Below are 25867 nucleotides of genomic sequence, written 5' to 3' on the forward strand. Positions count from 1 at the left end.
AGCATTTCATTAGTTGGTAGGAGTAAGCCAAACGGCCTGACCTCCCCGTGGTAATAGACTCATATCCAGCGACTGACCGGCTTTAACCGCTTTGGTCGATACCCGTACCTGCGTTTTGGTCATAACAGTTGGATCGTCGGAATAGATGTGCGCCGTGTAGCTTTTGCCTTTGGGCAAAAAATCCAGTGGTAGTTTCAGCGTGCGACCGTCGTTGTTGGTAATCGTACCCACAAACCAATCGGCACCACTCCGGCGGGCAATGGTCACGTATTCGCCAAGGGCATCATGAATCACCCGGGTATCGTCCCAGACGGTGGGCACCTTCTCAAAAAACTCAATTTCAGGTTCACCGTTGTAAAGAGCGGGCTTGTCGTACCAGAACACCGATTGCAGGGGGCTGTACGAAATGACGTTCATGGCCAGTTGGTGCGCGTGGGTATTTTTCAGGCGTTTGTCATAGTAGCAGATGGTGTAATCGCCAGCCCCAGCCAGATAGCGCGTAAAGGGGAGAATGGTGTTGTGCGTGGCATCCGGGAACTCTTCGTTGCCGCGAATGCCTTCCTGCGTCATCACGTTCGGGTAGGTGCGACTTGTGCCGGTTGGCCGGTATTCGTCGTGGATATTGACCAACAGGTTATTTTCCAGTGCCTTGCGCTTGGTTTCGGTCAGCCAGGTCATCCAGCGATGCGAACCGACCTCCACAAAGCCAAACTTGACGCCTTTGACGCCCCATTTTTTGTAGAGCGGAAAAAGCTGGTCCATCTGTTTATAGAGCGCCTGCAAATTCACGTACAGAATCACGCCCACGTTTTTTGTGCTGCCATACGCAATGACCTTCGGCATATCGATGGGGGCAACAACCTGCCGGGCATCGGAATGAAACGTAAAGGCAGGGCCGTACCATTTCCAGTCGAACAGGATGTATTGCAGGTTGTGGGCGGCCGCAAAGTCGATGCACGCCATGGCCCCTTCGGTGGTCAGGGTCACCTCTCGCATCATCTTTCCCGGCTTAATCCAGTCGGTGTTGACGACGGTTGCGGGTGGATTCAGATTCAACAGGATGTCGTTGTTTTCGAGCAGTTTACCGGGTCGTTCGGCTACCATCACCACCCGCCAGGGCGTTCCCACATCCGACATCAGATCGGCACTCTCGTACATCGACGTGATCATGGTATTCGGTTTGCCGGGCGAAAGCTTAAACTTCGTCAGGGCATAGTCGGTCAGCCCGGCTTCGGCCAGACTGGCGTAGAGGCCGTTCGGTAAGGCAAGCGTCAGTGGGCGCTCTGAGGTTTCGGACCAGTCGGCCAGCGGTAGTTTCTGATACGCTCCCTGCGCCCAGGCGGTATACCAGGCTTTTGTTTCGGCAGGTAGCGTAAACTCGCTGTTTTCGGCCATAACCCGGTAATACAGCCCTTTGGGGTGTTCGGGGAAGAAATACCGAAAGGCGATCCCCGAATCATAGGCCCGGAAACTTACGTGCAGTTCGTAGTCGGGACTGTCTTCTTTCTGAAGCTGAATATCGAGCTGGTTGTAGTGATCCCGAATCTGGCTGCGTTCGCCGTAAACGGGTTTCCAGGTGGTGTCTTTTGACGTCCGGACTACATTTTTGATAATCAGATTGTCGCACCAGTTTACGCCCAGTGTACCCGGTGGCGTGGTGACCTTATGGGCCATCGCATGTTCGAACACATGATTGTCGATCTGAACGCCCAGGCCCGATTCGAGAATGACCGGCTTTTTCTGGTAATCGACGCGGTAGGTCATCTGCCGTTTACCGGGGCTCACTTCCTTTTGCGTAAACACAATTTCCAGTTTGCCATCGGGCGATTGAAGGCTGTGTTCCGTCGGTTGGCTACGCCCGGTTTGAGCCAGTAAAAGGCAGAACATCAGCGGATAAAAACTTTTCATACGTATAGAAAAATAGAATACGGATTTTTAGGATCATTATGATTTGTTATGATCTGTGTCCATCCTATCCATCATAAAAATCCGTGTTCTATGTTGGTTACTTTGGTTCATCGATCTCAATCCGCAGCAATTTATCGGAGTCGTATTGCGGAGCCATCGTTTTGTCATTGACCTTTAGTTTGCTCACGTTCTCAAAGCCCAAAGAGGCCTCGATCAGTGGCTGCCCTTGTAACTGTACATCCAATTCATTACCTGTTTTTGCGGCATACAGAAACACTTTCGAGAGCGAGCTGAGCAGGGGTTTTCCGTTTCGGCGCAGGTAGCTCCCGTTGCTGACGAAAACCGACGATAGGTTGGCGGGGTCCTGACGGTCGGCACCTACGGGAAACGACAGGGCGGTTATGTACGCGTCGGTCTCCCAGCCATCGATGATCGTATTGGCGTTGCGGTGCATCAGCCGACCATCGGCGAGCAGATTAATGTATACGTCGGTGACCTGGCTATTTTGCGTGATCCGCACACCGATGTAGTTGGTGCCTTCAAACTTTTCGATGACAGGCAGATTGCTTCGTCCGGCGGCTCCGCTGGCCCCCGACGACCCGGTTGCGGTCTGGATGGACCGATTGCGTTCGTCCAGCAACAGAATGGCGTTGACAAATTTGGTCCGGTCGGTTTTTTCGGGGGGCGACAACACGTAATAGGGAATCTGGACGTTGGTGGTTCGATCTTTCAGGCCGTACTCCGTCCGAAACTTCATCTTTTCGGGAAGGTCGTGCGGATAGCCCAGCGGCAGCATTTCGGGATAGAGGGGCCGGAACAGAATAGCTGCACTGTCTTTGGTGATCTCAAAATCAGGGCCGCGCTTAACGGCTTTGTCGGCATAGTGCAACAGGTAATCGAAACTACCGATGTCGTAGGTTTTTACATCGTCGATGATCAGAATGACATTGCCAATCCAGAGAAAATTACGGTAGTTACGCAGGAAATTCCGGGAGGTTGGGCCAGTAGCATCGGCCAGTAGGTATTTCAGTCGGACCCGTTCCGGCGTATCGGTCCCACGACTACCGCCGTCGATGAGGCTGTAGAGATGCCCCGGATTTTTAACGGCACTGTACTGGTCGCGGGCATCCTGCGCAACACCATTGAACAGGAGCACGTTGTGCGCGCGACTCGTCACGAAATAGCTGCTGTATTCGGGATTGCCATAACCCACATCGCCCCCATCGATCAGCAGGTTTTCGCCTTTATGGTAGAGCACAAACGAGCCTGCATCGGCATGGGCATGGTTCCAGGTAAAGCCACATTTCACGCCCAGCAACGTTGCATCGGGTTTCCACGAATCGCGCAGCATGCCCCAGCCCATCGATTCATACAGCGCTGATGTGGGTAGCGTTGGTGTGGCCGGAACGGGCTTCGTTTCGGGATGATACAACAGGCCCATTGGCGTGTTGATGCCCAGGTCTTCCCGAAACGCGTTGCGGACCGTATGCTTCAGGTACCAGTAGTAATCATCTTTACCCAGCCCCAGGGCAATCAGCAGTTTGGCGGGTCGGTCGCCGTTGGCGAAATCATTACTATCGCCAAAATTCAACGACATGATCGGCTTGCTGTCTGCGCGTGGGTAGGAGGCATGGATGAACCAGTCGACGGTTTTTTGGAGCAGTTGGTCGTACGGCATTTTAAGCGCTCCGACCGCGTTTGTGTACGCCAGTCGAAACAGCAGGTATTCCGATACACCATAATTTGCATAACTGACGCTCTCGTAGAACCCCCCAGCCGGGTCGAAATTCGACGGTTTATTTTCCAGGATACTACCCGCAAAGGCAAACCACTGTCGGCTGTCCTGCATGATGCCGGAAGCCCATTGTTTAGCCTGCGGCACCTCGCTCATGACGGCCAGCGACGCCACACCTGCTTCAAAAACGATAGCGGCCCACCAGTTATGCCCCATGTTGTTGAGCGATTGAATCCGCTTATCCTTCGAAACCCAATCGGCAAGAGAGGGCTCAATGCCCAGTTTCACAATTTTACCGGCTATGTCGTTGCGTTCGGCTTTGGTCAGCGAATGGTAAATGGCATCGAACGTTACGGAAGCGGTCCAGTTGTTGTGGCTGGTGCCCAGTCCGGCATTCCAACGGGGTGTACGATCGTCCATGCCATCCCAGAACGGGCGACCGACCAACTCGTTGAGCAGGGATTTGGCCCGGTCGGCATAGCGCTTGTCGCCGGTCAGGGTGTAAGCCAGCGCCAGTTGTTCCATGTTGCCCCCTTTAGGCTCCGTGAGCCACTTGTCGCACCGCTGCCGGATGGCGTTCCAGCTATTGGCCAGCAACGTATCGGTTTTGATGCGCTCTTTCAACCGTTCGGTTCGCTGTGGGGTATAGAACAGATACGGGTGCCCTTTCTGAGCCAGCACAGCCTGTGCACTACCAATCAGGGCAATCAGAATAAAGGAAATGATTTTCATAATTCGAGAAAAAATGACCGTTCGACGGGGGGAGCCGACTGTACTTTCTGCCCTATGCTCGTGCCGTATTGCCACGCAGCCACGGTGACTTTCATGGGCATTTTGCTGCGGGGCGGAATGGCCGTAAACACCATTCGATTGCCGTCAACCACCGCCGGACCTTCTTTGATGTAATAGTGTACCGGCAACCGGGCATCCGAAACAGCATTCAGGGGCAGCGATTTTATCCCGGCCTTCTGGTTCGGGATGATCGGGAACGTAATGGTTTGCGCCTGGCCTTCCCGGTTGGCGATGGGGAAACGCATGTCGACCTGCTGAACGATGCTTTTGTAGGTTTGATCGCCCTCATTCGAAGCCAGTAGCCAGATGTCGTTCGAGCGTTTGGGGTTCGCAAAACCCATGCGGTAAAAGCTGATCTGGAAAGTCGTATCGTTTACTTTTCGAACGGGGCCACAGATGCGGTCGATGGCAATGGGTGTGCGGGCGTGGTCCATGGCGGGTTGTATGCGCGAGGTATCCGTGAACGTGCTTTTCAGGTGGAATGTGATTCCGTCGGCATCGGGCAGAAACGGAAGCTGGTAGTTGGCGTGTGCTTTCGTTGGTTTCAGGATTTGTCCATGCTGCATGAAGCCCAGATGTTGGGTTTTCTTTCCTCGGGCTTTGCGGTAAATGGCTTCGATAGCCTCGGCCATTTCCTTGTCGAAACACCAGCCTGCTACGCGCTTATCGCCTTTGTAAGCGGCATACGGAGCGGGTTTTGCGGTGGGTAAGCTATCGCGTCGCCAGCGATCCATCAGCCAGCCTTTTTTGGGGTCAATCGGGTTCAGCACAACAGTATCCTGCTGGCCCGACGTTTCAGGTAATCGATACTGAGCCGCTTTCTCAAGATACAGCGCCAGAAACCGAACCATGTTGTCAGAATGGTCGAAGTGGCCCCGACCGGCATCGGCCAGTAGGCTAAAGGGTGTAGCTGGATGTTTGGCTATGTAAGCAAAGGCCGGGTTCAGCCGATCTTCCCACCACTCATATTCACCCATCACCATCAGGCCCGGTACGCCATCGATGGTGCGTCCAGCCCAGTCGGGATTCGGGCGACCACTGCCCGTCAGGTTCGTCTGCGGAGCATCCCCGTGTATGGACAGCACAGCCAGGGTTCGGCCGGGATTCCAGGCGGCAAAATTCCACGGGTAACTGGCCAGCGCCGAATGGCCAATCGGCACTACAGGGGCAATTTTTAGTTCGGTATAACCCGATACGTCTGCCAGCCGGGTCATCATATCGGTAAATTCAACCCCGGCTCTTTTTGATGAACGAGTCGGATTCCAGTCGAAGGTTTGGTTGAACATGGGTGTTACCCAAACGATAGCAAAGCCCAGTTTGGTCATCGTTTTTCGAAAATCGGGCTGTTCAAAAATGCCTTCTTCGAGCATATTGTGCTGCCCGACCACGACGCCCCGCACGTATCGACAGTTGTCGGGAATCCACAAAAAAGCCTGTGGGTGATCGTTCGTTTCGGGCGACGTTACCGACTGAACCGGAACCGACCATTGCCACACCTGCGCCCAGGCCGAACTGTGCAGGCATAGCATTAACCCCAAAACAACCGTTGTTATATTCCTGATAAGCATACGTCGCGATAGGCTGACCTTTCCGCAGACAGGCCCAACAGTTTACGCTGGACTTTTCTGCGTCGGCAAGCTTCTTGCCAGGAAATAGACAGGTCGAATAGACTGATACCCTTGTCAGGGCTGATATTGACGAAAATAAGAGCCTGTTTGAATTTTTGTAGGACAGGCTTTTTTGTCATTGCGACGCAGGAGCAATCTTCGGAGCATTCTCTTTTTAAGAGTCCCCGAAGATTGCTCCTGCGTCGCAATGACAAAAAAATATGCTTACTACAGGTTCCTTTTAGGAAATTCAAACAGGTTCTAAGATTAGTTGATTTCGTCGATGATGATTGCCTGGCCACCTTTGGCCTTCAGACTGACCGGAAGCGTATCGCCCTGCTTTACCGCAACGACTCGTTTCTGAATGCCCCCTGCGGCATCATCTTCGTAAAGGGTTGCCCGGTAGGATTTGCCCGGTGCCAGAAAATGCAGCGGCAATGATCCGGTCCAATCCGCTAAACCAGCCGCCGAGCCTACATACCACGTTTTCCCCTGTCGACGGGCTACGCTGATATACGTACCGATTTCGCTCGTCAGGTAATGGCTTTCGTTCCAGACGGTCGGCACTTTGGCAAAAAACTCGATCTCGCCCTCGTCGTTATAATCCGTCGGGTTGCCGTACCAGAAAATGGCCTGCAACGGACTGAAATACACAACCGACAGCGCCAGTTGCTGCCCCTTGCTGACCTGTAATTTGGTCTTCAGGAGGTTGTCGGTAAAGTAGCGATTTGTGTTGGGATAGCAGAAGGTGTAGTCGGCGGCACCAGCCAGAAAGCGGGTAAAGGGCAATACGGTATTATGAAATGCATCCGGGTTGTTTTCATTGCCCCGAATGCCTTCCTGCGTCAGCAGATTAGGAAACGTTCGGCTCAAACCAGTCGGTTTGTAATTGTCGTGGATATCCAGAATGAATCCGTACTCATACACCTTTTTAATCGCTCCGGCCAGCCACGTAATGCCCTCCTGGGTCAGCCCGTCTACAAAACCGAACTTGAGTCCCGCAACGCCCCATTTTTTGTATAAGGGTAAGATTTCATCAAGTTTGGCCCGTAGCCCTACCCGATTCACGTACAGGATGACCCCTATGCCTTTTTCCTTTCCATGCTGAATCACTTTAGGCATGTCGATAGCCGGAATCACCTGTGTCGGGTCGGAGGTGCTCCGAAATTCGGCTCCGTACCAGCCCGCATCGAACATGATGTACTGAAACCCGTGTTTGGCGGCAAAGTCAATGCAGTTTAGCCCACCCTGCGTGGTGAGCGATGAACGAATCAGCTTGCCCGGTTTTATCCAGTTCGGAATTCCTTGCGCCAGTGGCGGGCAGAGCCGCAGAGGAAGGTCGCTGAACTGATGCAATCCAATGGCCGAGGTTGCCACACTAACTGTACGCCAGGGCGTTTGGAAGTCGGCCGTTGTTTTAACGGAATCTTTTTCGAAAGTAACCGCCAGCGAATTAGTAACTGCCCCTTTCGCCAGAACGGGTTTTGTGTAGTTCGGGTTGTCGGCCTCACCAATCGACAGAAAGAGTCGTCCATTGGTCAGTGTAGCCGGGAAATCACAGTTTTTTTTCAACTCACCAATGGCCGTTGGCGTAAAGACCGACTCTTCGTTGTACTGATAAATCGTGTAGTTATCCGTCAGGGTAAAGGTGGTATGTTCCTGCCGGATTAGCCCGGCTTCGCTAGCTTTCTGTTTCGGCAACACGTACCGGAACGCCACACTCCCGTCGAACACGCGGGCAACAACCTGAAACAAAACGGCTCCCGACTGGCAATCAAGGGTTAACTCGTTGTAGTTGTTCTGAATGACATCGTTTTCGCCGAGCGGCCACGCAAACTGCTCTTTATGCGGGCGAAGGCTCTGCTTTTTGATAACCGCGTTTTGCCCCACCGGCTCGCTGTTCAGTTGAAACCCAAGCGCCGACCAGCTCATTATGGGCTCCCCAGCGAACAAAACCCGATATGTCAGCGATTTTAGTTCGTTAACGGTAACCTCTATACGCACTTTACCATCCGGCGAACTGGTTTGATAGATCTTTGGTTTCGGAGAGGCTTTTGTGGACGTAATCGATTTATCGAATCTGGATATGGAACGGTGAACTGGGATTCCAAGTACCTGGCCAGTGACACACACCAAAATGAGGCCGTAATATCCTTTAAAAAATTGATTAATAAGAAGTTGAGTCATCCGTTTTTAGGTCAGCCTATCTTTCAAGATACTACTTTCCCTAAAATAGTCGAAAGACCACTATGCATACCCTTTTTTCCAATAAAACAACTGAGCCATCCCATATCGTGAGCCTATTAGAGAGTAAAGGCAATGCGGGATGACTCAGTTGTCTATAGTTCTTTTAGTGCAAAAACTATTACAGCGTAATTTAAGTCTTCTGGTATTTTTTGTCATTCCGACCGGTCCGTCGGTGCGGTAGGAATGATAGAAAAAGGCTTAAAAACTTTTATTACAGTGTACTATATTGACGTTACTAAGTCTTTGAGTGCCGAAAGATCTAAGCTTGAATCTTTACAGTCTATAACTCCAGCAACACCAGACTCTCTAGCACTTTGCACTATTTGTGTTAGTAATTCATTATTTGTGGCTTTTCCGGTATTTACATCGGCAATTAGTATAACTGGAGCCTTGCTAGTACATACCTCAACTGCACTAACGACTTCATCTACCTCATGGCTTCTTACGAGCAAAGAGTCTACACAAAACACTACCAGGTCAACCTTGTTATCTATTATCCATTCTGAAGCCTTTGAAAAAGATGTTTCATACTGAAAAATCCACGACCGCATATTTGTGTCAATTAGTCGTTTCGTTGTAGAATATTGACTCCCGACGAGAAGCACTTTGATGTAATTTAATAACATTTAGGTATTGTTTAAAGAGTTACGAAAGGGCATCAATTGGATTAACTATTGGCTATCAATAGTAGCCAATTTAACGGTAAAAATATATAAAAATTCTATACTGCCATAATTTGTCAGGTTTTATTCTAGTCATCCTCATTGAGCTTTTGATCACAAAATCTGGCTAGGCTCTAGCCACTAGCATGGCAGCCTGCAAACGATAAAAGTTTCCGAAAGAATGGGCATTGGAATAGGATTGAGTAAGCATTGTAGGGCAACAAGAAGCCCAGACTATCCATTTTTCAGGTTGGATAGCCTGGGAGTATCAAATTCAATAGATGCCAGTGGTAACTACCAGCCCGGATTCTGGCTAAGCTGCGGGTTTAATTGTATTTGCTGCGTCGGGATTGGGAGGAGGTAGTTCTTATCGCTGAATGAGCGGCTCCCGTCCACAATCAGGTTCCCGTCGGCATCTTTGGCGGTTGAGGCTTGTGAAGGCCATAAGGTCTGGTATTCGGTGCCCGTCCATTTGATGCCAACCAGAGGCTGCTTCATTATGTCGGCGGCAGCCCAGCGTTTGACGTCGTCGACCCGGAAGCCTTCGTAAAATAATTCTACGTTGCGTTCCCGGCGAATCTCGGTGCGCATATCCAGTCCGTTTGCCTGTACGAAGGCATTGCTCAATTTAGGCATTGACTTGTTGACGCGTAGCCGAACCAGGTTCAGCGATTTATCCAGATCAGCGTCCGTAATTGTTCCGTTCCGTTCAAATACGGCTTCAGCATAATTCAGCAGCACTTCGGCGTAGCGAATCACCGGGTAGTCGTAGCCTTCTTCGTTATCAGCCACGGCTCGTTCCGAAATCCATTTCTGATGAGCATACCCTCCGGTGGTGTTGTTATACGGTTTGAATGGCGATGCATACGCCGTGGCTCGGTCGGCAGCTCCACTAGTCCAGTCGACCCGGGGGTTGTTGATCCCAAACCAGTAGTAGCCATTGGGGACTTTCAGGGTATATTTCATTCGGTTTTCCCGATTCTGGTACTCCGAGTTCATGGTTGCATATCCTTTGAATAGCGGTGATTTCTCAATTGGCAACCCATCCTGACACAGAAACTGATTGACAAAGTTTTTGGTCGGCCCTAGCACCTGTGCCTGCCGGGATACGTTCTGACGGATTTGGCGCAGCGTCCAGTCGTAGCGATTCGCCAGGATATACTCGTTATTCGCGCTTTTGGTAAGGTTGGCTGGATTCGATTTCTGATTTTCCAGAATAAACAGGTATTTCTGGGCCGAATCGCCTAAGGCAGCCGGGGCAAACAGTTGGTATTGACCGCCCGTGATCACGGCCCCACTAGCGGCAATGGAGGCATCCAGTAAGGTGTTGGCACGGGCTGTATTGTTACGGAATTTTTGCCAGGTGCCTTCATACAGCGTTACCCGTCCCAGAAACGATTGTGCTGACTCTTTGTTAATTCGGCCCTGCTCCGTGGAGGCATTCTGGGCTGTTTTGGCCGGTAAAGCCGTAAGGGCCTCGTTCAAATCCTTGATAATAAAGTCAACCACGTCGTCCCGTGAGTTTCGCGGAGCCTGTAGCTCGGGAGAGGTAGTTCCCAGCGCCTTACTGACAATGGGAACACCGCCGAAAATCTGCAACAGATCAAAATAGACGTACGCCCGGAAAAACTTGGCTTCGGCTACGTACTTGGCTATTTCGGCCTGGTTGCCATACGTTGCGGCTTTATCGAGCAGATAGTTGATGGTGCGGATCTTGCTGTAGTTATTGTTGTAGTTGGCATCCGTTGTCGGTACGGTGTTCAGTCCCCGGCTGTAGGCATTCTGACCTGCTGCAAAGTCGCTTTTCAGGTCAGAATGGTAGTTTTGGGTCGAGCCGTTGGCATCGTAAAGCACATCGATGAACGAGCGCTCGTAGGTATAAAACTGGTTGGCCGCCAGCATAAAGTCATTGGGAGTTTGCCAATAAGCCGCATCCGAAAGCTGGTCGAGTGGGTCCAGATCCAGCGCTTTGTTACAGCCATTCTGAGTCAGGGTTAAGGTGCCCGCCAGCAAATAGAGATATAGTTTTCGAAAGGATTTCATCATCAATGAGGTTTTTAAGCGTTTGGCCAACCAGAATCAAACGCTTTAGGATCGCGGTTGGCCAAAAACAAGTTCATTAAAAGGTCAGGTTTACACCCAGGGTATGTAGCCGGAAGAAGGGATAACGCGTGAACGTTGCTTCACTATTGGCACGCCCCACATTACGTGTAGCTTCGGGGTCCCAGCCGTCGCGGATGTGGGAGATTTCCCAAAGATCATTGCCCGAATAATACACCCGTAGACGATCAACCTTGATCTTCTTGGTGATACTTACCGGTAGCGTGTAACCAACAACCAGATTTTTCAGCCGCACATACGCTCCGTTTTCTACTGACCAGTCTGAAATCTGGTAGTTATAGTTGTTATACGACGTAGCGTTCGTGCCTGTCGACAGAATTGGGTAGTAGGCGTCGGTATTGGTTGGTGTCCAGGTTTTGCCTATCCAGAAATCGGTTTGTCCCTGAAAAATTGAACCGAACGGTACGCGCCAGTTCCCTTCCCGGAAGATTGTCCGCTTCCCGACGCCCTGAAAGACCGCCTGAAAATCAAATCCCTTCCAGTTGGCCCCTAAATTCAGGGCGAAGCTGTAGCGTGGGTCATCCCGGCCCAGGTATTTCAAATCGCCGGGTACGGTCAGTTTCCCATCGCCGTTCAGGTCTTTGAAACTATTGTCACCGATGCGAACACCTGGCAGGGTGGAGGTGGTAAGAGGCATATTAATGTTGTTGCCAGGTGCCAGCGCACGGGCAGCCGCCAGTTGTTCGGCTGTCTGGATACGCCCAGCGTATTCAAGCCCGAAGTAAGAGCCAAGTGCGTAGCCTTCAACGTTCGCATTATACCCCTGGTTGATGACGTTAGCTCCGCCGTAGTTAAGCAAAATGTTCTGGTTGTCGGTCAGGCTGCCACCGATGCGGTAGCCGAACTCCCCAATCCGGTCATTCCATTGCAGCGATGCTTCCCAGCCCCAGGTTTTCAGGTGCCCAATGTTGGCTGTCGGGGCACTGGCTCCCAGTACGGCAGGGAAGGTCTGCGGCAGCAGCATGTTTCGGTTGTGCTTGACGAAATAATCGAAACTGCCCGATAAACGGCGGTTCAAGACGGAAAAGTCGAGGCCAAAATTGGTGGTTTCGACCCGCTCCCAGGTTCGGTTCAGGCTAACCAGACTGGAGGTAGGTGCCACCGTGACAACTGGACTTGAACCAATGATCGGAAACCCGGCGCTGGTTGCCCCTGCGGTAGCCGACACATTCAGTAACTGAACATAATCGTACAGGCCAATACCACTCTGGTTACCCACTGTTCCGTAGGAGGCCCGTAGTTTCAGATCGTTCAGAAAGGTAAGGTCCTTCATGAAACCCTCCTGCGAAATACGCCAGCCACCCGACACACCATAGAAGAGCTGCCAGCGGTTGGAGGCATCGAACTTCGATGAGCCATCGTACCGGGCATTTACTTCGAGCAGGTATTTCTGCTGATAGGCATAATTGAAACGTCCGAAATAAGACCCGATGGCATAGTGGCTTTGCCGCTCATCAACGCTTTTTGTTGTTGCATCGCCGATGCCCAGATTCAGCGAGGGCACATTGTCGTTCGCTATGTAGTTGGTGCGAGCCTGATACCAGTTTGATTCATCACGTTCGTAGTTGGTACCAACCGTGAGGCTGATATCATGATCCTGACCAAACGTTTTGGCATAATTTAGATACGCATTAAGTGTCGTGTAAGCATCTTTATCCAGCCGTCGCCGATAGTACGAGTTTTGCCGGGTTGGATTATCGGCCGCCTGAATAGTGCCCAGATAGTTATACCAGGAAATGACTTTTTGCTGCTCTTTGGTATCGGTAGCCGTCCAGTTATAACCAGCCTGCCCTACCAGACTCAGGTTTTTGCTTAACTGGTAGCTCAGTCGGAAGTTGGTAAATATGCGATTGTTGTATTCTTTGTTTTCACCACCCAGCTCGGCCTGCCAGTTTGGGCTGTATTGCGTGCCCCAGGCATACGGTTTACCATCAATGGTCGATATCGGAAGGCCCGGTTGCTGGTACTGCCCCATCACATTGCCAATCAGTGTCGGCTGAATGATGTCGTTCTTTTCCAGCGAAATATTTGATTCGAGTTTCAGCTTATTGGTAAACTGGTAGTCGTGCGTCAGGCGGATGTTGTACCGACTATTGGAATTCTTACCCCACTGAAGCAAGCTCCCGTCGTTCAAATAGCCCAGTGAAACCCGGTAGCCAGCCCGATCGCTCCGGCCCGAAATGCTTAAATTATGCTGCGTCGACGTAGCATTGCCCCACAGCACATCCACCCAGTTGGTGTTAAAGAATGTCTGGTCTTTTACGTCGCCAAATCCGGGGTTCAGGGGGTTATTGGCTGGCGATACGGTTCCCCCGTTTGTATAGTCGATATAGCCCGATGCTGGCGGGTTAAGCATCAGTTGGCCGAATTTATACCAGAGAAACGACGTAGGGGCTACGCCATAATAATCGTTGGTTGTTCCATCGACCAGCCCTTGTCCGAACTGTTGCACATTGATCAGGTGTGGTTGTAAGCCCGGCACTTTTTGCGAAACGGACCCGTCGTACTGAATGGTCGTTTTGCCCGATTTTGCCCGTTTGGTGGTTACCAGTACAACGCCCCCCGCAGCCCGTGCCCCATAAATAGCGGCCGATGCATCTTTTAGAAACGACATATTCTCGATATCGTTGGGGTTGATCGAGTTTAGTGCCGACTGACTGCTTACGGCCACGCCATCGATCAGGATGAGCGGCTCAGTGCTGTTGGTCGAAGTGGCCCCCCGAATCTGAAAATTCCAGCTGGCCCGGCCCGGAGCGGCCGATGATCGGGTTACGATCACGCCCGGTACCTGGCCCTGCAACGCCGACAGTGGGTTATCGACAACACCCCTGTCCTGAAATACTTTGTTATCAATCGTGGCAATCGACCCGCTCAGGGTAGCTCGTTTCTGCGAGCCATAGCCGACCACCACCACTTCGTCCAGACCACGGGCTTCCCCTTTTAGCTGAACATTCAGAGCGGTTAGTTTGCCGACCCCGATTTCCTGCCGTTCGTACCCAACAAAGGAGAAGACCAGAACGGCCGATTCGTTCGGTACCGCAAGGGTATATTTTCCGTTGGCGTCGGTGGTTGTACCGCGCGTCGTGTTTTTAATAGCGACGGTTACGCCCGGTAATGGACTATTCTTTTCGTCCGATACCGTTCCCGAAACGGTTTGGTCGGCAGGAGCAACAGCCACTCTGGTTTCTTTATCGGGTACTACGGTTTCGGCCTGGCTGCTGTTGCGACTTGTATTCTTTAGAATGATCTGCGAACCAACCACTTCATACGTAACATGCAATGGGGTGAGCAGGGCGTTCAACACGTCTGAAAGGGGTTGGCTCTGCACCGAAAGGTTCACTTTTCGGTCGGAGCGGATTACCTGCGGACTGTAGATAAACCGTACGGAAGCTTGTTTGCCAATCTGTTTGATGGCCTGTTCGACTCGCTGGTTTTCGATGGTGATGGAAATTGGACGGTTCAGCACTTCCTGTCCTTTTCCATCGAGGGCCAGTACCAGGCTGGAACACCAGACCAGGATAAAGACCTGATAGAAGGCTATTCGCATGATTCTGGAAAAAATCACTCGTGGTTTTGTATTGGTACGCATAGATATATGGAAAGATACTCGTTTACGTTTGGCACAAAAAATCCCCTTACCCAGTATGGCGCTGGATCAACATCATCGTATTGGCAGTAGGAAACAGGGTGTAATCCCGTTCGGGTGTCGATGACCTTACGGGTTTGGAGGGCTGGCTACATTAGTGGTAGTACGCGGGAAAGTAGATTCATGTGTATCAAGTAGGTTTAGACTGGTAAAATGTATGCTGTAGAACGGTCTTCGCTTATCGGCAGCCTTTGCTGTAGACAACCACCTGGGCATCAATAACTTCGTAACGGGATTCGGTAGCCCGGCAAATCAGGTCCAGCTTCTCGAACAGCGATTCCGGGCCAAACTCAGCGGTTAGTTCACAACCCGCCAATAGATCAGCATCGTAATTGATCACAATGCCATAGGCTGCTTCCAGCTTCTTAAATACCGTTACAACGGGCGTATGGTCGAATACCAGGGTCTGCGGTTGCCCCGTTGTGGTCGCAATGGGTTCCGGCAGGGCAACCAGCGAACGCTCCAGTCTACGATCCTTCTCCTGGAAGGTTACCTGCTGATTGGGGGTCAGAATAAGGGCGGGTTCGCTTTCGTTTACATCGCTCAGCTTTCCCGTTGTAGGGGTCTTAAAAACCGAAACCTTGCCCGTCCGAACGATCACTTTGGCTTCTTTATCGTCCGGATAGGCGCGTACCGTGAAACTGGTGCCCAATACTTTCGTCGTTAGCTGGTCGGTATAGACCATAAAGGGTTGCTTGGGCCGACGGACGATCTCAAAGAAGGCTTCGCCAACCAGAAAAACCTCCCGTTGATTCGCCGTAAACGAGCGGGGAAAGCTGATCTGACTTCCCCGATACAGGGTTACCTTGCTGCCATCCGGCAACCGGATCAACTGGCTGGCATTGGTCGTATTCTGAACGTTCTGCACTGCACCCGCCTGCTGCTCAACCGTGTGCTGGTAGAGGGCCAGCGGTGTAGTTGGCCTGCGCCCGTACCAAAAAACAACCGCCCCTAACCCAACCAGAGCTATAACAGCCGCTATACGTATCCAAACCCCGAACCGACGGGGCTCGGGCTGTTCTTCGGGTGTCAGTTCCGGCTCACTCAAGTCCTGAGCCTTCTGCCGATTGGTCCGAATACGGGCTACTTCGGTGGTAAACTCCTCGTCTGTCAACTCGTCCTGTGCCTGTTGCATCTGAATCACAAACTGCCGGGCGGCCAGGATCAGGTCAACCTTGTCGGGGTTGTTCTGTAACCACGCGTTCCAGAAAGTCTGTTCGGCCGGAGAGTTCGTGAGTACCCACTGGCGAAATCGACTATCCAGCACAAAGTCGTCGAACGTAAAATTTGTATAATCAGGCATAGGTGCGGCTGGCAATTCCCCGTTTGCAAGGAAGTAGACCGCCTGTTTCTGGCTATACTCTTTTTATATACATTTTTCCTGAAAAAATTTTCGATAGGACCGATGTAGTTTAACAACTCACACGTTTCGCCATCACCATTTTAAGCGTGAGCAAGAAACGTATCGGCCTAAACAAGCATCCCGGTCTGAACGATTTAGGGGTTCGGACCGGGATGCTTGTTTAGTTGTTTGGAGGAAGGCTACGAAAAAATACGAATGGGGAGCGAGTTGCGTAGTTGGGTCATCGCCCGATAGAGAAAATTGGCAACGGTCTGTTTCTCCACTTCCATTACCTGGGCAATATCGTCGTTGGAAAGGCCTTCATAAAATTTCAGGAATACAACTTCCTGCTGTCGTTTGGGCAACTGAGCAACAGCCTGACGCAGATTTTGCTCTGTACTGACCTGGATTTCTTCGGCAACCCAGGTGGCCTCAATGGTTAGTTCATCGATGCTGTGCCTATCCAGGTCAGAATCTTCCTCTACGGCAATGGCCCAGTTTCGTTCCCGGCGGAGTTTCCGCAGCAGATTGTTGCGTAACGCCTTTATCAGGTAAATGGTCACATAAGGCGTATCGACAATGGCTTTTCGCCGATTCCATAGTTCAAGAAATAAATCCTGAACGCAATCCTTAATCAGATCTCGGTCTTTCGTGAACCGGGTAGCATAGTTAAACAATACCCGATACCTGGCCTCAACCAATTGATCGAAGGCTTTCTCGTCATCTGCCCGAAACCGAGTCCAGAGCTGCGCCATGAGCTGTTCGTCTGCCGGAATTGATACGGAGTTGGCCATAGTAGTTGGGTAAACAGGTTAACAAAACGTTGTGTACTCCTGGCGCATTTTAAGCAAGTGATGAAGCGAAAAATACCTTGCTTTGACTGATTGCTTAAAATGAGCGTATTGTTAAAATACAATTTACTGATTGGTCTTGCGAGCGTAAATGATCGGTTGGCCCAATAGCTCTCTATTGTATTTTCTGGATATGTTCTACTAAAATACTGTATAAGTACAAGATGTCAAGCAGATTCCGGCCAATAAAAAGGCTATGAGCGTTTATATTTTTATGCAAACGCTTGCGGAAACGTTTGTATTCTGGATTATAGTCTAAAAAGATTAAATTTTTCGGTGTAATTTTTTAGGAATGCCTCCATTAGCTCTGCTCCTGTTTTTTGTTTTTGTCGGGTGCCAGTATTAGATAAGTCCTAAATTGTTATTGCGATAACGGCGAACGTATTTGCCTGTGAGCCCGCCTTTATCTACCCGTATTGGTTGGGGTTATCCGTTGCTATAGCGTATGTAGGGTAGCGGCTTATTTTTTATAAAGACTGGGTGGCGGGCAGGGGAAATCGTTGGCGTCGCAGTATTGTAAGATGGTTTTTCCAGCGGCTACCTCAGTGAGGCAGTAGTCAAAAAGTGCGTCTAATAGTCGCTCCAGATTAGCAATCCCGGCGTTGCGTCTGGCTCGGTCGTGCGCATTGGCCTGAATGCTTTTCAGTTCATTCTCCCGGATATAAGCCTTTTGAATGTCACAAAAGTTACGGCTTAGTTTTGTCGTGTCGGTCCAGACAGAATCCGCGTAGTGGCTGATGGTAGGGCGATTGGCTTCTGACAGTGGCCCGATCATGGCCTGGGTATGCATCGTATCGAGTCGGGCCATTGGGCCTGATAGCTGCGCCGAAAGGCTGCCAGACGTATAAACCGTTAAAATCAGTACGAACGAGAAGACTTTCATAGCGCTCTGGATGTAGTGCTAAATATAGAGCATCTAAAGCCATCACTCAGCACGAAACCTATTCAGTCAGAGCAAAATCGTCAGGGGCAAGTAGGAAAGCAGGGGCAGGTAAGTGTGGATGGGGATGAATAGGTTTAGTAGGTAAGCTGCTACTAATCAGGGCGGCTGATGATCCTAGTCAGCCTTTAAGAAGGTACGGGTCATCACCTTTGCTAAGGTTTATCAGCCCTGAAAAGAGACTGTCGGTTAAGTCGTTTACCTCATGAAAAACGCATCCAATTTTTTGGTCTATCTCTGTTTGATGGCCGTCTGTTCCTGTACTGACCACCGCCTTCCGCCAGGGGTATCCTGCGATGAGTTTAGCAGCCGAATCAAAAGTTGTCCCAATTGGCAGATGACGAGCCGCACCGTCAATGCGGTCGAAGCGGTTCAGGCTTGTTCGTTACCCTTTACCCTGGTGTTTATTGGAAATGCAGGTGCTGGTGGAATAGGCCCAACGAATCGGTTTCGCTTCAGTGCCGAACGTGACCCTGAATTCTGTGCTACGGGCGGTACCAGCGGGGGCATTTTTTCGTGTAACAACGGAGAGATTATTCTTTTGAAGACCGTTGGCTCGATTGGTGGGTATCTGGCTGGGCCTCTTCCGCAAACGCTGTATTTTCTGAGTCCTACGTCGTTTCTACTCACCTACACCGACTCAAAGGGTAACGCCATCACGGAAACCTACGTGGCTGCCTGTTAGGTATCTGGTAAAGCGGGTGTCAGTAAAGCGCCGAAGGAAGGGCGTTTGAAGCCGGTATTGAAAATATCCAGCGGTAGTCGTTGCAGACATGTAGCCGGAAATTTACCAAAAGTAGGTTAAGCTCAGCCGGGCAAAAAACGGTGTGCCGGGGGTAAAATGTATTTCGTCGACGGGAGAGGCTTCGCCCTGGAGTCTACTTTCGGTCGCAAACTGAGTTTCTTTCCAGCGCGTATTCAATAGATTTTGTACCGATAAGCCCAGCGTGTACATACGGCGTGCGTAGTTCAGTTGCATATCGGTCACAAAATAGCCCTTGGCAACGATTGAGTTATCTTCGTTGGCGGGCCGATCGGCCATGTACCGATACCGCAATGAGCCGCTGAGTCCATATCGAGTTTGTACCGATAAGCCTCCCGTTGAAGTAAATACCGGTGCCAGTGGGAGATAGTTCTGCCCCGATTCTGCATCCAGTGAGCGAGGGGTAGCGGTGTTTAGGTCCAGATCGACAAACAGGCTTTTGGTAAGCTGATACCGAGCTGATAGATCGATTCCCTGGCGACGGGAACGACCGCTAGGCTCGACTACGCCCTCATCACCTACGTAAACAAACTCCTGCTTCATGTATAAATACCAGGCGGCTGCGTTGATGAGCAATTGAGGAGTTGGTTTGATAATGATCCCCAGGTCAGCACCGTAGGCGCCGGGTAAAATTTCGCGCCCATTCTGAGCCGTAACCACGCGGGCATCGTTGGAGTGAAACCCCTTGCCAGTATTCAGGTAAAGCTGAAAATGCGGATTGGCCGTGTAATAAAAATTTAGTTTTGGAGATACAATCGCCTGCGATACATGCCGGGTCGATGCCGGACTAATTATTAAATCCGTGTATTGAGAGCGGAAATAATCGACCCGAAGGCCCGCATTGATACTGAATCGGCTCGACACCTGAACAACTTCGTCGGCATACAGAGCGGCATTGATTTCATTGACATTCCCATACTGAAGTTGGTTCAGCGTCTCTACGCGGTTTTTCGTGTGCGACAGCTCCGTTCCGTGGGCGATGTCCTGTCGATACTGAGCGCCGAAGGTGGTGGTCCAGTTGGTTTGGCCAACGGATGTTTGGGTGGTGTAACTGCCGTTGTAGCCGAACAGATTCCGGTTTTCTTTCTGCCGAATCTGATCGCCATTAAGGCTGTCGTTGAGGAAGAAGGTGAAATTGGAATATAGCTCGAAATTATAATTGCTGTAGTAAAACTGGTTTTTGATCGTATGGTTTTTGGGAGTTATGGTGACCAGTTGAGCGTTCAGATTGGTACGGCTGGTTTCTCCGCCTTCGGTCGGGTCGATGGAGCCAAACCAGCCAATAAAGCCCGAGTCAACGGCCCGGTCGGGTATCTGACCTGAGTGATTCCACTTACTCCAGAAGGTAGAGGCTGTCAGGGTCAGGTTGGTATTGGGCGCAATGTGGCTATGGTATTTGCCTACTACATTTACCCGCTTGAAATGCTGCGGATTGTCGAAGTAGGAATTGGAATAGGAGTATTCAGATGCCAGATAGGCCGACTGATCGTTGGCTTTGCCTTTCTGCCCTAACAGATCAATACCCGCCACAGCCCGATAGGTATCATATTGGCCCACTTCAAGCTTGGCAAACGAACGGTCGAGTGTGGTACGGGTTCGGAAATCGGCCCAGCCTGCCGTGGCCAGATTGCCTTTATCGGTCGTGTAAGGGCCTTTTTTGAAGTCGACGCCTTCTACCAGCTCGGGAATCACAAAGTGCAGGTCAGCATAACCTTGTCCGTGCGCATGCGACACCATGTTGACAGGCATTCCATCGACTGTCAGGCGAATATCGGTACCATGATCCAGATCAAAACCCCGCAGAAAGATTTGCTCGGCCTTACCACCACCCGCGTGCTGCCCAATAAACAGCCCCGGCACCAGCCGCAGGATCTCCTGAGAGTTGGTGATGGGCCGCAGACGAATGTCCAGACCGCTGATGAGTTGCTGGGTATTGGCTTTCAGGGCCGACACCGTTACCGAACTCAGGTTTATGGGTGCTACGGTCAATGCGGTCTGAACATGCGTCGTCTGGTCGTCCGTAATGGTTATTTCCTGAGTGATTGTTCCGTACCCAACGTGCGACATCTCCACTTTGTAAGGGGCTGCGACCAGCCCATCGAAGCGATAACGGCCCAGTTCATCGGTCAGCGTGGCTTTACCCAATCCTACCAGTTGAACCGTAACCTCCCGCAGTGGCAAATGGGTACTTCCATCAACCACAACACCCGTGAGCGTACCCAGATGGGCATAGGCAACCTGTAACGTCAGTAAACCGAATACTAGTGTCGAAAGTAGCTTTTTACAAGTCATCTCTAGGGGAACTCATCACGCGAGTGGCAATGGCTTCGCACGCCAGGTCAGATAAACCGATAGCAAAGCTAATACGAGAAGTCCATAGGGGGCATAATTGGCGACGACTTCAATACAATATGTCAAGGAATTGCTCTGGCCATATACACGCTCGGCAATCCAGGCAAAGGCCGCAAGGCCTGCCAGACAAGCGCCCAGTAGGCGGACTCTGGTATAGGCAGGGGTACGACTCAGCAGCATCAGCCAGGGAATCACGGCGACAATGACGGCCAGCTGCATCAGTTCGATACCCAGATTGAAGCCCAGAATACTCAGTGCCATCGGACCCGCATCGAGTTGCAGGGTAGCCAGCGTACCGGCAAACGCCAGCCCATGGACCAGACCAAACCCAGCCGCTACCCAGGTTTCGCGACCGGGGAAAATAGGCCGCATCGCATGAAGGGCCGATGCCAGAATCGATACGGCAATCAGAATTTCAACAGGTTGCGATGGGAGCCTGACCCAGCCAATCGACCCTAACAGCAAGGTGATGGAATGCCCCAGGGTGAAAGCCGTCACAATGAGCAGGAGCCGTTTCAAACTATAGCGAACTCCGCCAAATCTACCCCAGCGCTGCCCGGTAGTAAGAAGTGGTGCGGGCAACAGCAGCACGAGTAAAAACAGTAAATGGTCGGTGCCTTCGGCAATGTGCTGCATGCCAAGTTGTGTCATAGCCATGAAGCCCGTCCAGGCACTGCCCGATGCCCTATTTATGGGTAGGGGCAGAATGCGGTTGTTTACGATGTCCAGACTGATTTCACCTACCTGAACGGGTTCACTTTCGGCCAGTTGCCCACGTTCCCAGTCCTGACGTACCGACACCAGAATTTTATGGGTCATCACCTGATGCAGTACTACGTCGTAATGGAACATAAATCGTCGAACATCGTTACCGGCAGGAGGGATCATCTGCACCTGCGCCGTCAGTTCGCGATATACACCCTGGATGGGGTTCTGGCTTTCGTGTGTGGTTAATGCCCCGACCGCTACCGTCCAGAACTGCCCATCGGGACTTTGCGGACGAATATGTGTTTTGAGATACGCCCGCAGTTGAGGCCCCAGCCGTTCCACCAGCCCGGCCGACGAATCGTTGACGGCATGACCCCAGGCCGATTGCAGCTCAACCAGTGGAATCTGTAGCTCGGCGTCGATGCGGTTTGCATGGACATTGAGCAGCACCACCGAGTTGGGCATGGGATGGGCAGTAGCTAAGCGGGGTATGCTTACTGCAAGCAGGGTGCATACCAACAGCCATCTGAATAAACGGCTGTTGAGACGGCCTGATTTGTGTATTGGCAAAAGCTTTATACTCATGTTGTTGTGGTCTAGATTTGTTCGGTGCCCAACGAGTGTTCTGAATACATGCATTCAGAACACTCGTTGGAATGTAAGTCTGGTCTAGTTGCCACCGTAGTCGCCCGAATGATCGCGCCATACGGAGTGGGAGTGGGGCGTGTTTTTGATGATGACTCCACCCTGATACGAAAACTCGATCCAGACACTCGGCCCATCAATCCGGACATAGTCGCCCTGCGAACTCATGGCGGTCGTGCCTGAATAGGAAATGTAGGTATTGGCCAGTTCGGAAGTGTATTTGGTCAATACAGCGGCCGAGGTTGTGGCATCCAGGTCATTGACGTATAGCTTGATAGCCTTGAGCACCAAGGCCTGCTTGTCGCTGCTTAACGTACCCACCTGCAACCCTGACTTGGTAGCCGGAAATTTACCATCCTGCCCTGGTCCCAGCACCAGATCGTTGTAAGAGCCTGATAGCTTGGCGGTTGTTTGTTCGGTTGTACTCAGCCCGGTCAGCATGGCTGCAAAAGCGACGCGCTCCTGTTCAAAAGCCTGGTAGGTACGGCTGGCGGCAGTAACGGCGGCCTGGGGCTCAGTGCCCCGGAAAGCGGGCGTAAGTCCGGTAACGGCTCCTGCATTGAACGTGATTGGCTGGGTGTAGTGGTGACCCGTAAACAATATGGCCCATAAGCTGCTGGTGCTGGGCGTACCCAGAAACGAGATGTAGTAATTACCAGCCCCATACGTAGAACCGCCACCGATGGAGTTGAGGTAATCATCGGCCACCAGATTGCCAATCATCTCGTCGTAGCCTTCGTCGGTAGTGCCCAAAGCCAGTACTGCCACCATCAGATTCCGGAAAGCGGCCAGTTGCGTGTCGCTGAGTGAACCCAGGTTGATGCCAATCCGGGCCGACATGCCGGCAGGTAGGTTTGACCATTTCTGGGCATTGGTTTTGGAATACGTCAGTTGGGTTGCTGCCAGTTGGGTACTACTCAGCGTAGCTTTGAATGCTTCGGCCAGGCAAACGATCTGAGCCACGCCCGTCGAATTACAGGTTGTTGTGGTAGCGGTTGCTGAGAGGGCAGTCGTGATCGAGCTGGAGTTACTTGTTGTAGAACCCGTGGTCGTGCCGGTGGAGGTTCCAGTGGATGTACTTGTTGAGCTGGTGGCATCCACATCAGATGATTTGCAGCCTTCGAAGAAGTTGCTGAAGCCCAGCAGGAAGAGCAGGAGGATCGATATGTTTTTGCGTTTCATAATGGAAATTGAGCAGCGGTTGCTCGGTGCCTACGTGTTTATTGCCGGATACTTATAACGACGAGTCGCTGTTGCACCGCCAGGGGCTTGTTGGGGTAAAGAGCTGGAAAGTTGTGGCGAACAGGCTCTTTTGTGATTCTGGCCCCTGGGCTGATTGGCCTATAGCCGAATCGTCACGGAGCAAAGGTCGTGGGCAAAAGAAGGGGAGCGGGAAAAGAGTGGTTAACCCGATTCGTTTGGGGGTGATGGTGCTGACTTTGTGGCGAATGAGGAATTTTCCGGGGTTAATTGCCGGGTTTCTGATACACCGCGAGGGCGCGATGGACGCAAAGAATGGAATATACCCCCAATTCTTCGTGCCCATCGTGCCCTCGGCGTTATAATCTGTCTATTTCATGAAGAGACTGAAAAACTCCTTCTCGTAGCTGCTGCCAATGGGAATTTCTTCATCGTCGATCAGGATCATCTTGCTGCGAATGGCCTCAATCTTATCGAGGGCAACAATAAACGAACGGTGAACGCGAATGAACTTTCCGGTCGGCAGCTCGTCCAGAATGGCTTTTAACGTAAGCCGTAAGACGATGGGTTTCCCATCCTGCAAGTGGATTTTGAGGTAATTATCCAGACCTTCGATGAAAAGAATATCGGCAATAGTCACCTTTACCAGACCATAGTCGGCCCGAAAGAAAAGGTGTGTCCGCTCGGGGCTGCCCGTGTTTTCGCCGGAGAATTGTCGGAGCGCCCGCCACCGGGTTTGTGCGCGCTGGATGGCTTTTGTAAATCGGTCGAAGGTATAGGGTTTCAGGAGATAATCGACGGCTTCCACTTCGTAACTGTCCAGTGCGTATTCACTATATGCCGTTGTAAAGATGACCAGGGTCTGCTGTGTAATGGATTTGAAAAAATCGAGGCCCGATTCTTTAGGCATATTGATATCCAGAAAGATCAGATCGACCGGATTTGTTTCCAGATACAGGCGGGCCTCTCCAGTACGGATGAACGTCTTGACCAGATCCACAGCTTCGATTCGGCTACAGAAGGCTTCAATAACATCCAGCGCAGGACGTTCGTCGTCGAGGGCAATGGCTTTCATCAGGATAAAGTAAGACGTAGTTGAACACGAAAATCGGTGGGGCCGTTGTCAATGGTTAACTGATGGGCATTGGGGTAGAGGAGCCGAAGTCGTTCACGGGTGTTTTGCAGACCTATCCCCGTTGAATTGTCGAACGAACTGATGGCTACTTTCTTATTGGCCACATACAGGTTCAGATGGTTTGCCTCAATCCGGATATGAATGGCTATGTGTGCGTCTTCATCCGGGCTAACACCATACTTAAAGGCATTTTCAATGAACGAAAAGAGCAGTAAGGGCGCAATTTCCAGGTGATTCTCGTTGCCTTCCAGTTGATACGTGATCTGCACGGCATCCCGTAAGCGTGCCTTCTGAAGATCGATGTAATTGGCAATGTAGTTGATCTCCCGCTCGAGAGCTACCTTATCCCGGTGGGCATCCCGAATAATATACCGCATAAACTCCGAAAGTTTTACAATCGTGTCGGCGGTTTGCTCATCCTGCCGTATGGCCAGTGCATAAATACTGTTGAGGGTGTTGAACAGAAAATGCGGCTGAATCTGCGCTTTGAGCTGACGAAGTTCGGCCTGTAGCTGGTCGTTCTCCACCTGATGGAGCCGACTGGCCGTCTGCACCGAAATCGAGATGAGCGTACTCACACTGCCCAGTAAGAAAAAGATAGCCAGCTTCACCGGAAGTAATAGCGTGAATGAGGTGCCATGACGACCATCGTGCCTTTCGCCATTAGGTAACGGGCGGTGATTGTCCGGATGGTGTGACTCGTCAAATGGTTTAAAACGAGGCTTGTGATTGTCAGAGTGGGATTCGAAGGGAGGCAAATCGTGAGGGCCCAGCATCATTTCTTCCACAAAGATTTGTCGAAACCAGCCTTGTGGAGTGTTTTCTGGCGGCAGTTTAAAGAAAAACCACTGCTCAATCCGATACGGCAGATAAACGGCACTCAGGATGCAGCTAATGGCGATAAGTATGTACCGTCGGTACTGTTTGTTCAGAAATAAGCGAGGGACAAATACCGTATGGTTTACGTACGAGAAGGTGACCAGAAAAAGATAGGCCAGACTATTCTGAACAAGATGTTCGTGTGGACGTAAGGGCGAAACGCTTGCCCCGTTGAACCCATAATAGACAATCGGCAGAATTGCCAGAACAATCCCGATCAATACATGGGTTTTATGTGCTCTAAACCAGGTTCCCATTGGCTACGTACTGCAACATACAAAAGTACACGAACCCAATGGGCGTCTGGCGATAATTGTGGCTAATAGCGTGAAAG

General features: G+C 51.2%; 17 protein-coding genes. 1 reads left to right on the forward strand and 16 read right to left on the reverse strand.

The annotated features are described in order from the left end of the window. Positions 1-9: 9 nt before the first annotated feature. From B153_RS35250 to B153_RS0114975, 10 genes are all read right to left on the reverse strand, one after another. Positions 10-1908 (reverse strand): glycoside hydrolase family 97 protein, encoded by a 1899-nt coding sequence (locus B153_RS35250; protein WP_020597532.1) that lies wholly within the window; start codon positions 1906-1908, stop codon positions 10-12. Positions 1909-2005: 97 nt separating this feature from the next. Further along, positions 2006-4375 (reverse strand): heparinase II/III domain-containing protein, encoded by a 2370-nt coding sequence (locus tag B153_RS0114935; RefSeq protein WP_020597533.1) that lies wholly within the window; start codon positions 4373-4375, stop codon positions 2006-2008. Then, the gene (locus B153_RS0114940; protein WP_040761466.1) at positions 4372-6003 is read right to left on the reverse strand and encodes an alpha/beta hydrolase family protein; all 1632 of its coding nucleotides are present in this window, start codon (positions 6001-6003) and stop codon (positions 4372-4374) included. The genes B153_RS0114935 and B153_RS0114940 overlap by 4 nt, the downstream gene beginning before the upstream one ends. Positions 6004-6309: 306 nt before the next feature. Next, complete coding sequence (locus B153_RS0114945; RefSeq protein ID WP_020597535.1) at positions 6310-8229, reverse strand: glycoside hydrolase family 97 protein; 1920 nt, start codon at positions 8227-8229, stop codon at positions 6310-6312. 281 nt (positions 8230-8510) lie between these two features. Next, positions 8511-8840 (reverse strand): hypothetical protein, encoded by a 330-nt coding sequence (locus B153_RS38245; RefSeq protein ID WP_211221684.1) that lies wholly within the window; start codon positions 8838-8840, stop codon positions 8511-8513. 405 nt (positions 8841-9245) lie between these two features. Next, entirely contained in the window at positions 9246-10997 is a 1752-nt protein-coding gene (locus B153_RS0114955; RefSeq protein WP_020597537.1) for a RagB/SusD family nutrient uptake outer membrane protein, read from the reverse strand. Between the two features lie 73 nt (positions 10998-11070). After that, entirely contained in the window at positions 11071-14661 is a 3591-nt protein-coding gene (locus B153_RS0114960) for a TonB-dependent receptor (protein WP_083928208.1), read from the reverse strand. A 235-nt stretch (positions 14662-14896) separates the two neighbouring features. Then, positions 14897-16021, reverse strand: coding sequence for a FecR family protein (locus tag B153_RS0114965; protein WP_020597539.1), 1125 nt, complete (start codon positions 16019-16021; stop codon positions 14897-14899). Positions 16022-16260: 239 nt separating this feature from the next. Next, entirely contained in the window at positions 16261-16854 is a 594-nt protein-coding gene (locus B153_RS0114970; protein ID WP_020597540.1) for an RNA polymerase sigma factor, read from the reverse strand. A 517-nt stretch (positions 16855-17371) separates the two neighbouring features. Next, positions 17372-17794, reverse strand: coding sequence for a hypothetical protein (locus B153_RS0114975; RefSeq protein WP_020597541.1), 423 nt, complete (start codon positions 17792-17794; stop codon positions 17372-17374). 262 nt (positions 17795-18056) lie between these two features. Here B153_RS0114975 and B153_RS0114980 point away from each other — a divergent pair, with 262 nt between their 5' ends. Next, the gene (locus tag B153_RS0114980) at positions 18057-18536 is read left to right on the forward strand and encodes a hypothetical protein (RefSeq protein WP_157634706.1); all 480 of its coding nucleotides are present in this window, start codon (positions 18057-18059) and stop codon (positions 18534-18536) included. A gap of 102 nt (positions 18537-18638) precedes the next feature. Here B153_RS0114980 and B153_RS0114985 read toward each other — a convergent pair whose 3' ends face one another. The 6 genes from B153_RS0114985 to B153_RS0115010 all read right to left on the reverse strand — a co-directional run bounded on the left by B153_RS0114985 (position 18639) and on the right by B153_RS0115010 (position 25790). Continuing rightward, positions 18639-20906: a TonB-dependent receptor gene (locus tag B153_RS0114985; RefSeq protein ID WP_020597543.1), complete on the reverse strand. Its 2268-nt coding sequence runs from the start codon at positions 20904-20906 to the stop codon at positions 18639-18641. Positions 20907-20921: 15 nt separating this feature from the next. Next, on the reverse strand, positions 20922-22139 hold the full coding sequence (locus B153_RS0114990; RefSeq protein WP_020597544.1) for a HupE/UreJ family protein: 1218 nt from the start codon (positions 22137-22139) through the stop codon (positions 20922-20924). A gap of 204 nt (positions 22140-22343) precedes the next feature. Continuing rightward, positions 22344-23501 carry a DUF3500 domain-containing protein gene (locus B153_RS0114995; protein ID WP_020597545.1) on the reverse strand — a complete coding sequence of 386 codons (1158 nt, stop codon included), beginning with the start codon at positions 23499-23501 and terminating at the stop codon, positions 22344-22346. 52 nt (positions 23502-23553) lie between these two features. Next, entirely contained in the window at positions 23554-23865 is a 312-nt protein-coding gene (locus B153_RS37670; RefSeq protein WP_157634707.1) for a hypothetical protein, read from the reverse strand. A gap of 24 nt (positions 23866-23889) precedes the next feature. Beyond that, positions 23890-24594: a LytR/AlgR family response regulator transcription factor gene (locus B153_RS0115005; RefSeq protein ID WP_020597547.1), complete on the reverse strand. Its 705-nt coding sequence runs from the start codon at positions 24592-24594 to the stop codon at positions 23890-23892. Further along, positions 24594-25790, reverse strand: a complete 1197-nt coding sequence (locus tag B153_RS0115010) for a sensor histidine kinase (RefSeq protein ID WP_020597548.1) — start codon at positions 25788-25790, stop codon at positions 24594-24596. Before B153_RS0115010 ends, B153_RS0115005 begins: the two co-directional genes overlap by 1 nt. Between the last annotated feature and the right edge of the window lie 77 nt (positions 25791-25867).

Source organism: Spirosoma panaciterrae DSM 21099 (assembly GCF_000374025.1).
In the GTDB taxonomy this organism is placed as follows: Bacteria; Bacteroidota; Bacteroidia; order Cytophagales; family Spirosomataceae; genus Spirosoma; species Spirosoma panaciterrae.

What these genes read in the sequence shown, in the direction of transcription:
- B153_RS35250 (WP_020597532.1), bottom strand. Translation starts at nt 1,908, where the DNA reads ATGAAAAGTTTTTATCCGCTGATGTTCTGCCTTTTACTGGCTCAAACC.
- B153_RS0114935 (WP_020597533.1), bottom strand. Translation starts at nt 4,375, where the DNA reads ATGAAAATCATTTCCTTTATTCTGATTGCCCTGATTGGTAGTGCACAG.
- B153_RS0114940 (WP_040761466.1), bottom strand. Translation starts at nt 6,003, where the DNA reads ATGCTTATCAGGAATATAACAACGGTTGTTTTGGGGTTAATGCTATGC.
- B153_RS0114945 (WP_020597535.1), bottom strand. Translation starts at nt 8,229, where the DNA reads ATGACTCAACTTCTTATTAATCAATTTTTTAAAGGATATTACGGCCTC.
- B153_RS38245 (WP_211221684.1), bottom strand. Translation starts at nt 8,840, where the DNA reads ATGCGGTCGTGGATTTTTCAGTATGAAACATCTTTTTCAAAGGCTTCA.
- B153_RS0114955 (WP_020597537.1), bottom strand. Translation starts at nt 10,997, where the DNA reads ATGATGAAATCCTTTCGAAAACTATATCTCTATTTGCTGGCGGGCACC.
- B153_RS0114960 (WP_083928208.1), bottom strand. Translation starts at nt 14,661, where the DNA reads ATGCGTACCAATACAAAACCACGAGTGATTTTTTCCAGAATCATGCGA.
- B153_RS0114965 (WP_020597539.1), bottom strand. Translation starts at nt 16,021, where the DNA reads ATGCCTGATTATACAAATTTTACGTTCGACGACTTTGTGCTGGATAGT.
- B153_RS0114970 (WP_020597540.1), bottom strand. Translation starts at nt 16,854, where the DNA reads ATGGCCAACTCCGTATCAATTCCGGCAGACGAACAGCTCATGGCGCAG.
- B153_RS0114975 (WP_020597541.1), bottom strand. Translation starts at nt 17,794, where the DNA reads ATGAAAGTCTTCTCGTTCGTACTGATTTTAACGGTTTATACGTCTGGC.
- B153_RS0114980 (WP_157634706.1), top strand. Translation starts at nt 18,057, where the DNA reads ATGAAAAACGCATCCAATTTTTTGGTCTATCTCTGTTTGATGGCCGTC.
- B153_RS0114985 (WP_020597543.1), bottom strand. Translation starts at nt 20,906, where the DNA reads ATGACTTGTAAAAAGCTACTTTCGACACTAGTATTCGGTTTACTGACG.
- B153_RS0114990 (WP_020597544.1), bottom strand. Translation starts at nt 22,139, where the DNA reads ATGCCCAACTCGGTGGTGCTGCTCAATGTCCATGCAAACCGCATCGAC.
- B153_RS0114995 (WP_020597545.1), bottom strand. Translation starts at nt 23,501, where the DNA reads ATGAAACGCAAAAACATATCGATCCTCCTGCTCTTCCTGCTGGGCTTC.
- B153_RS37670 (WP_157634707.1), bottom strand. Translation starts at nt 23,865, where the DNA reads ATGGGCACGAAGAATTGGGGGTATATTCCATTCTTTGCGTCCATCGCG.
- B153_RS0115005 (WP_020597547.1), bottom strand. Translation starts at nt 24,594, where the DNA reads ATGAAAGCCATTGCCCTCGACGACGAACGTCCTGCGCTGGATGTTATT.
- B153_RS0115010 (WP_020597548.1), bottom strand. Translation starts at nt 25,790, where the DNA reads ATGGGAACCTGGTTTAGAGCACATAAAACCCATGTATTGATCGGGATT.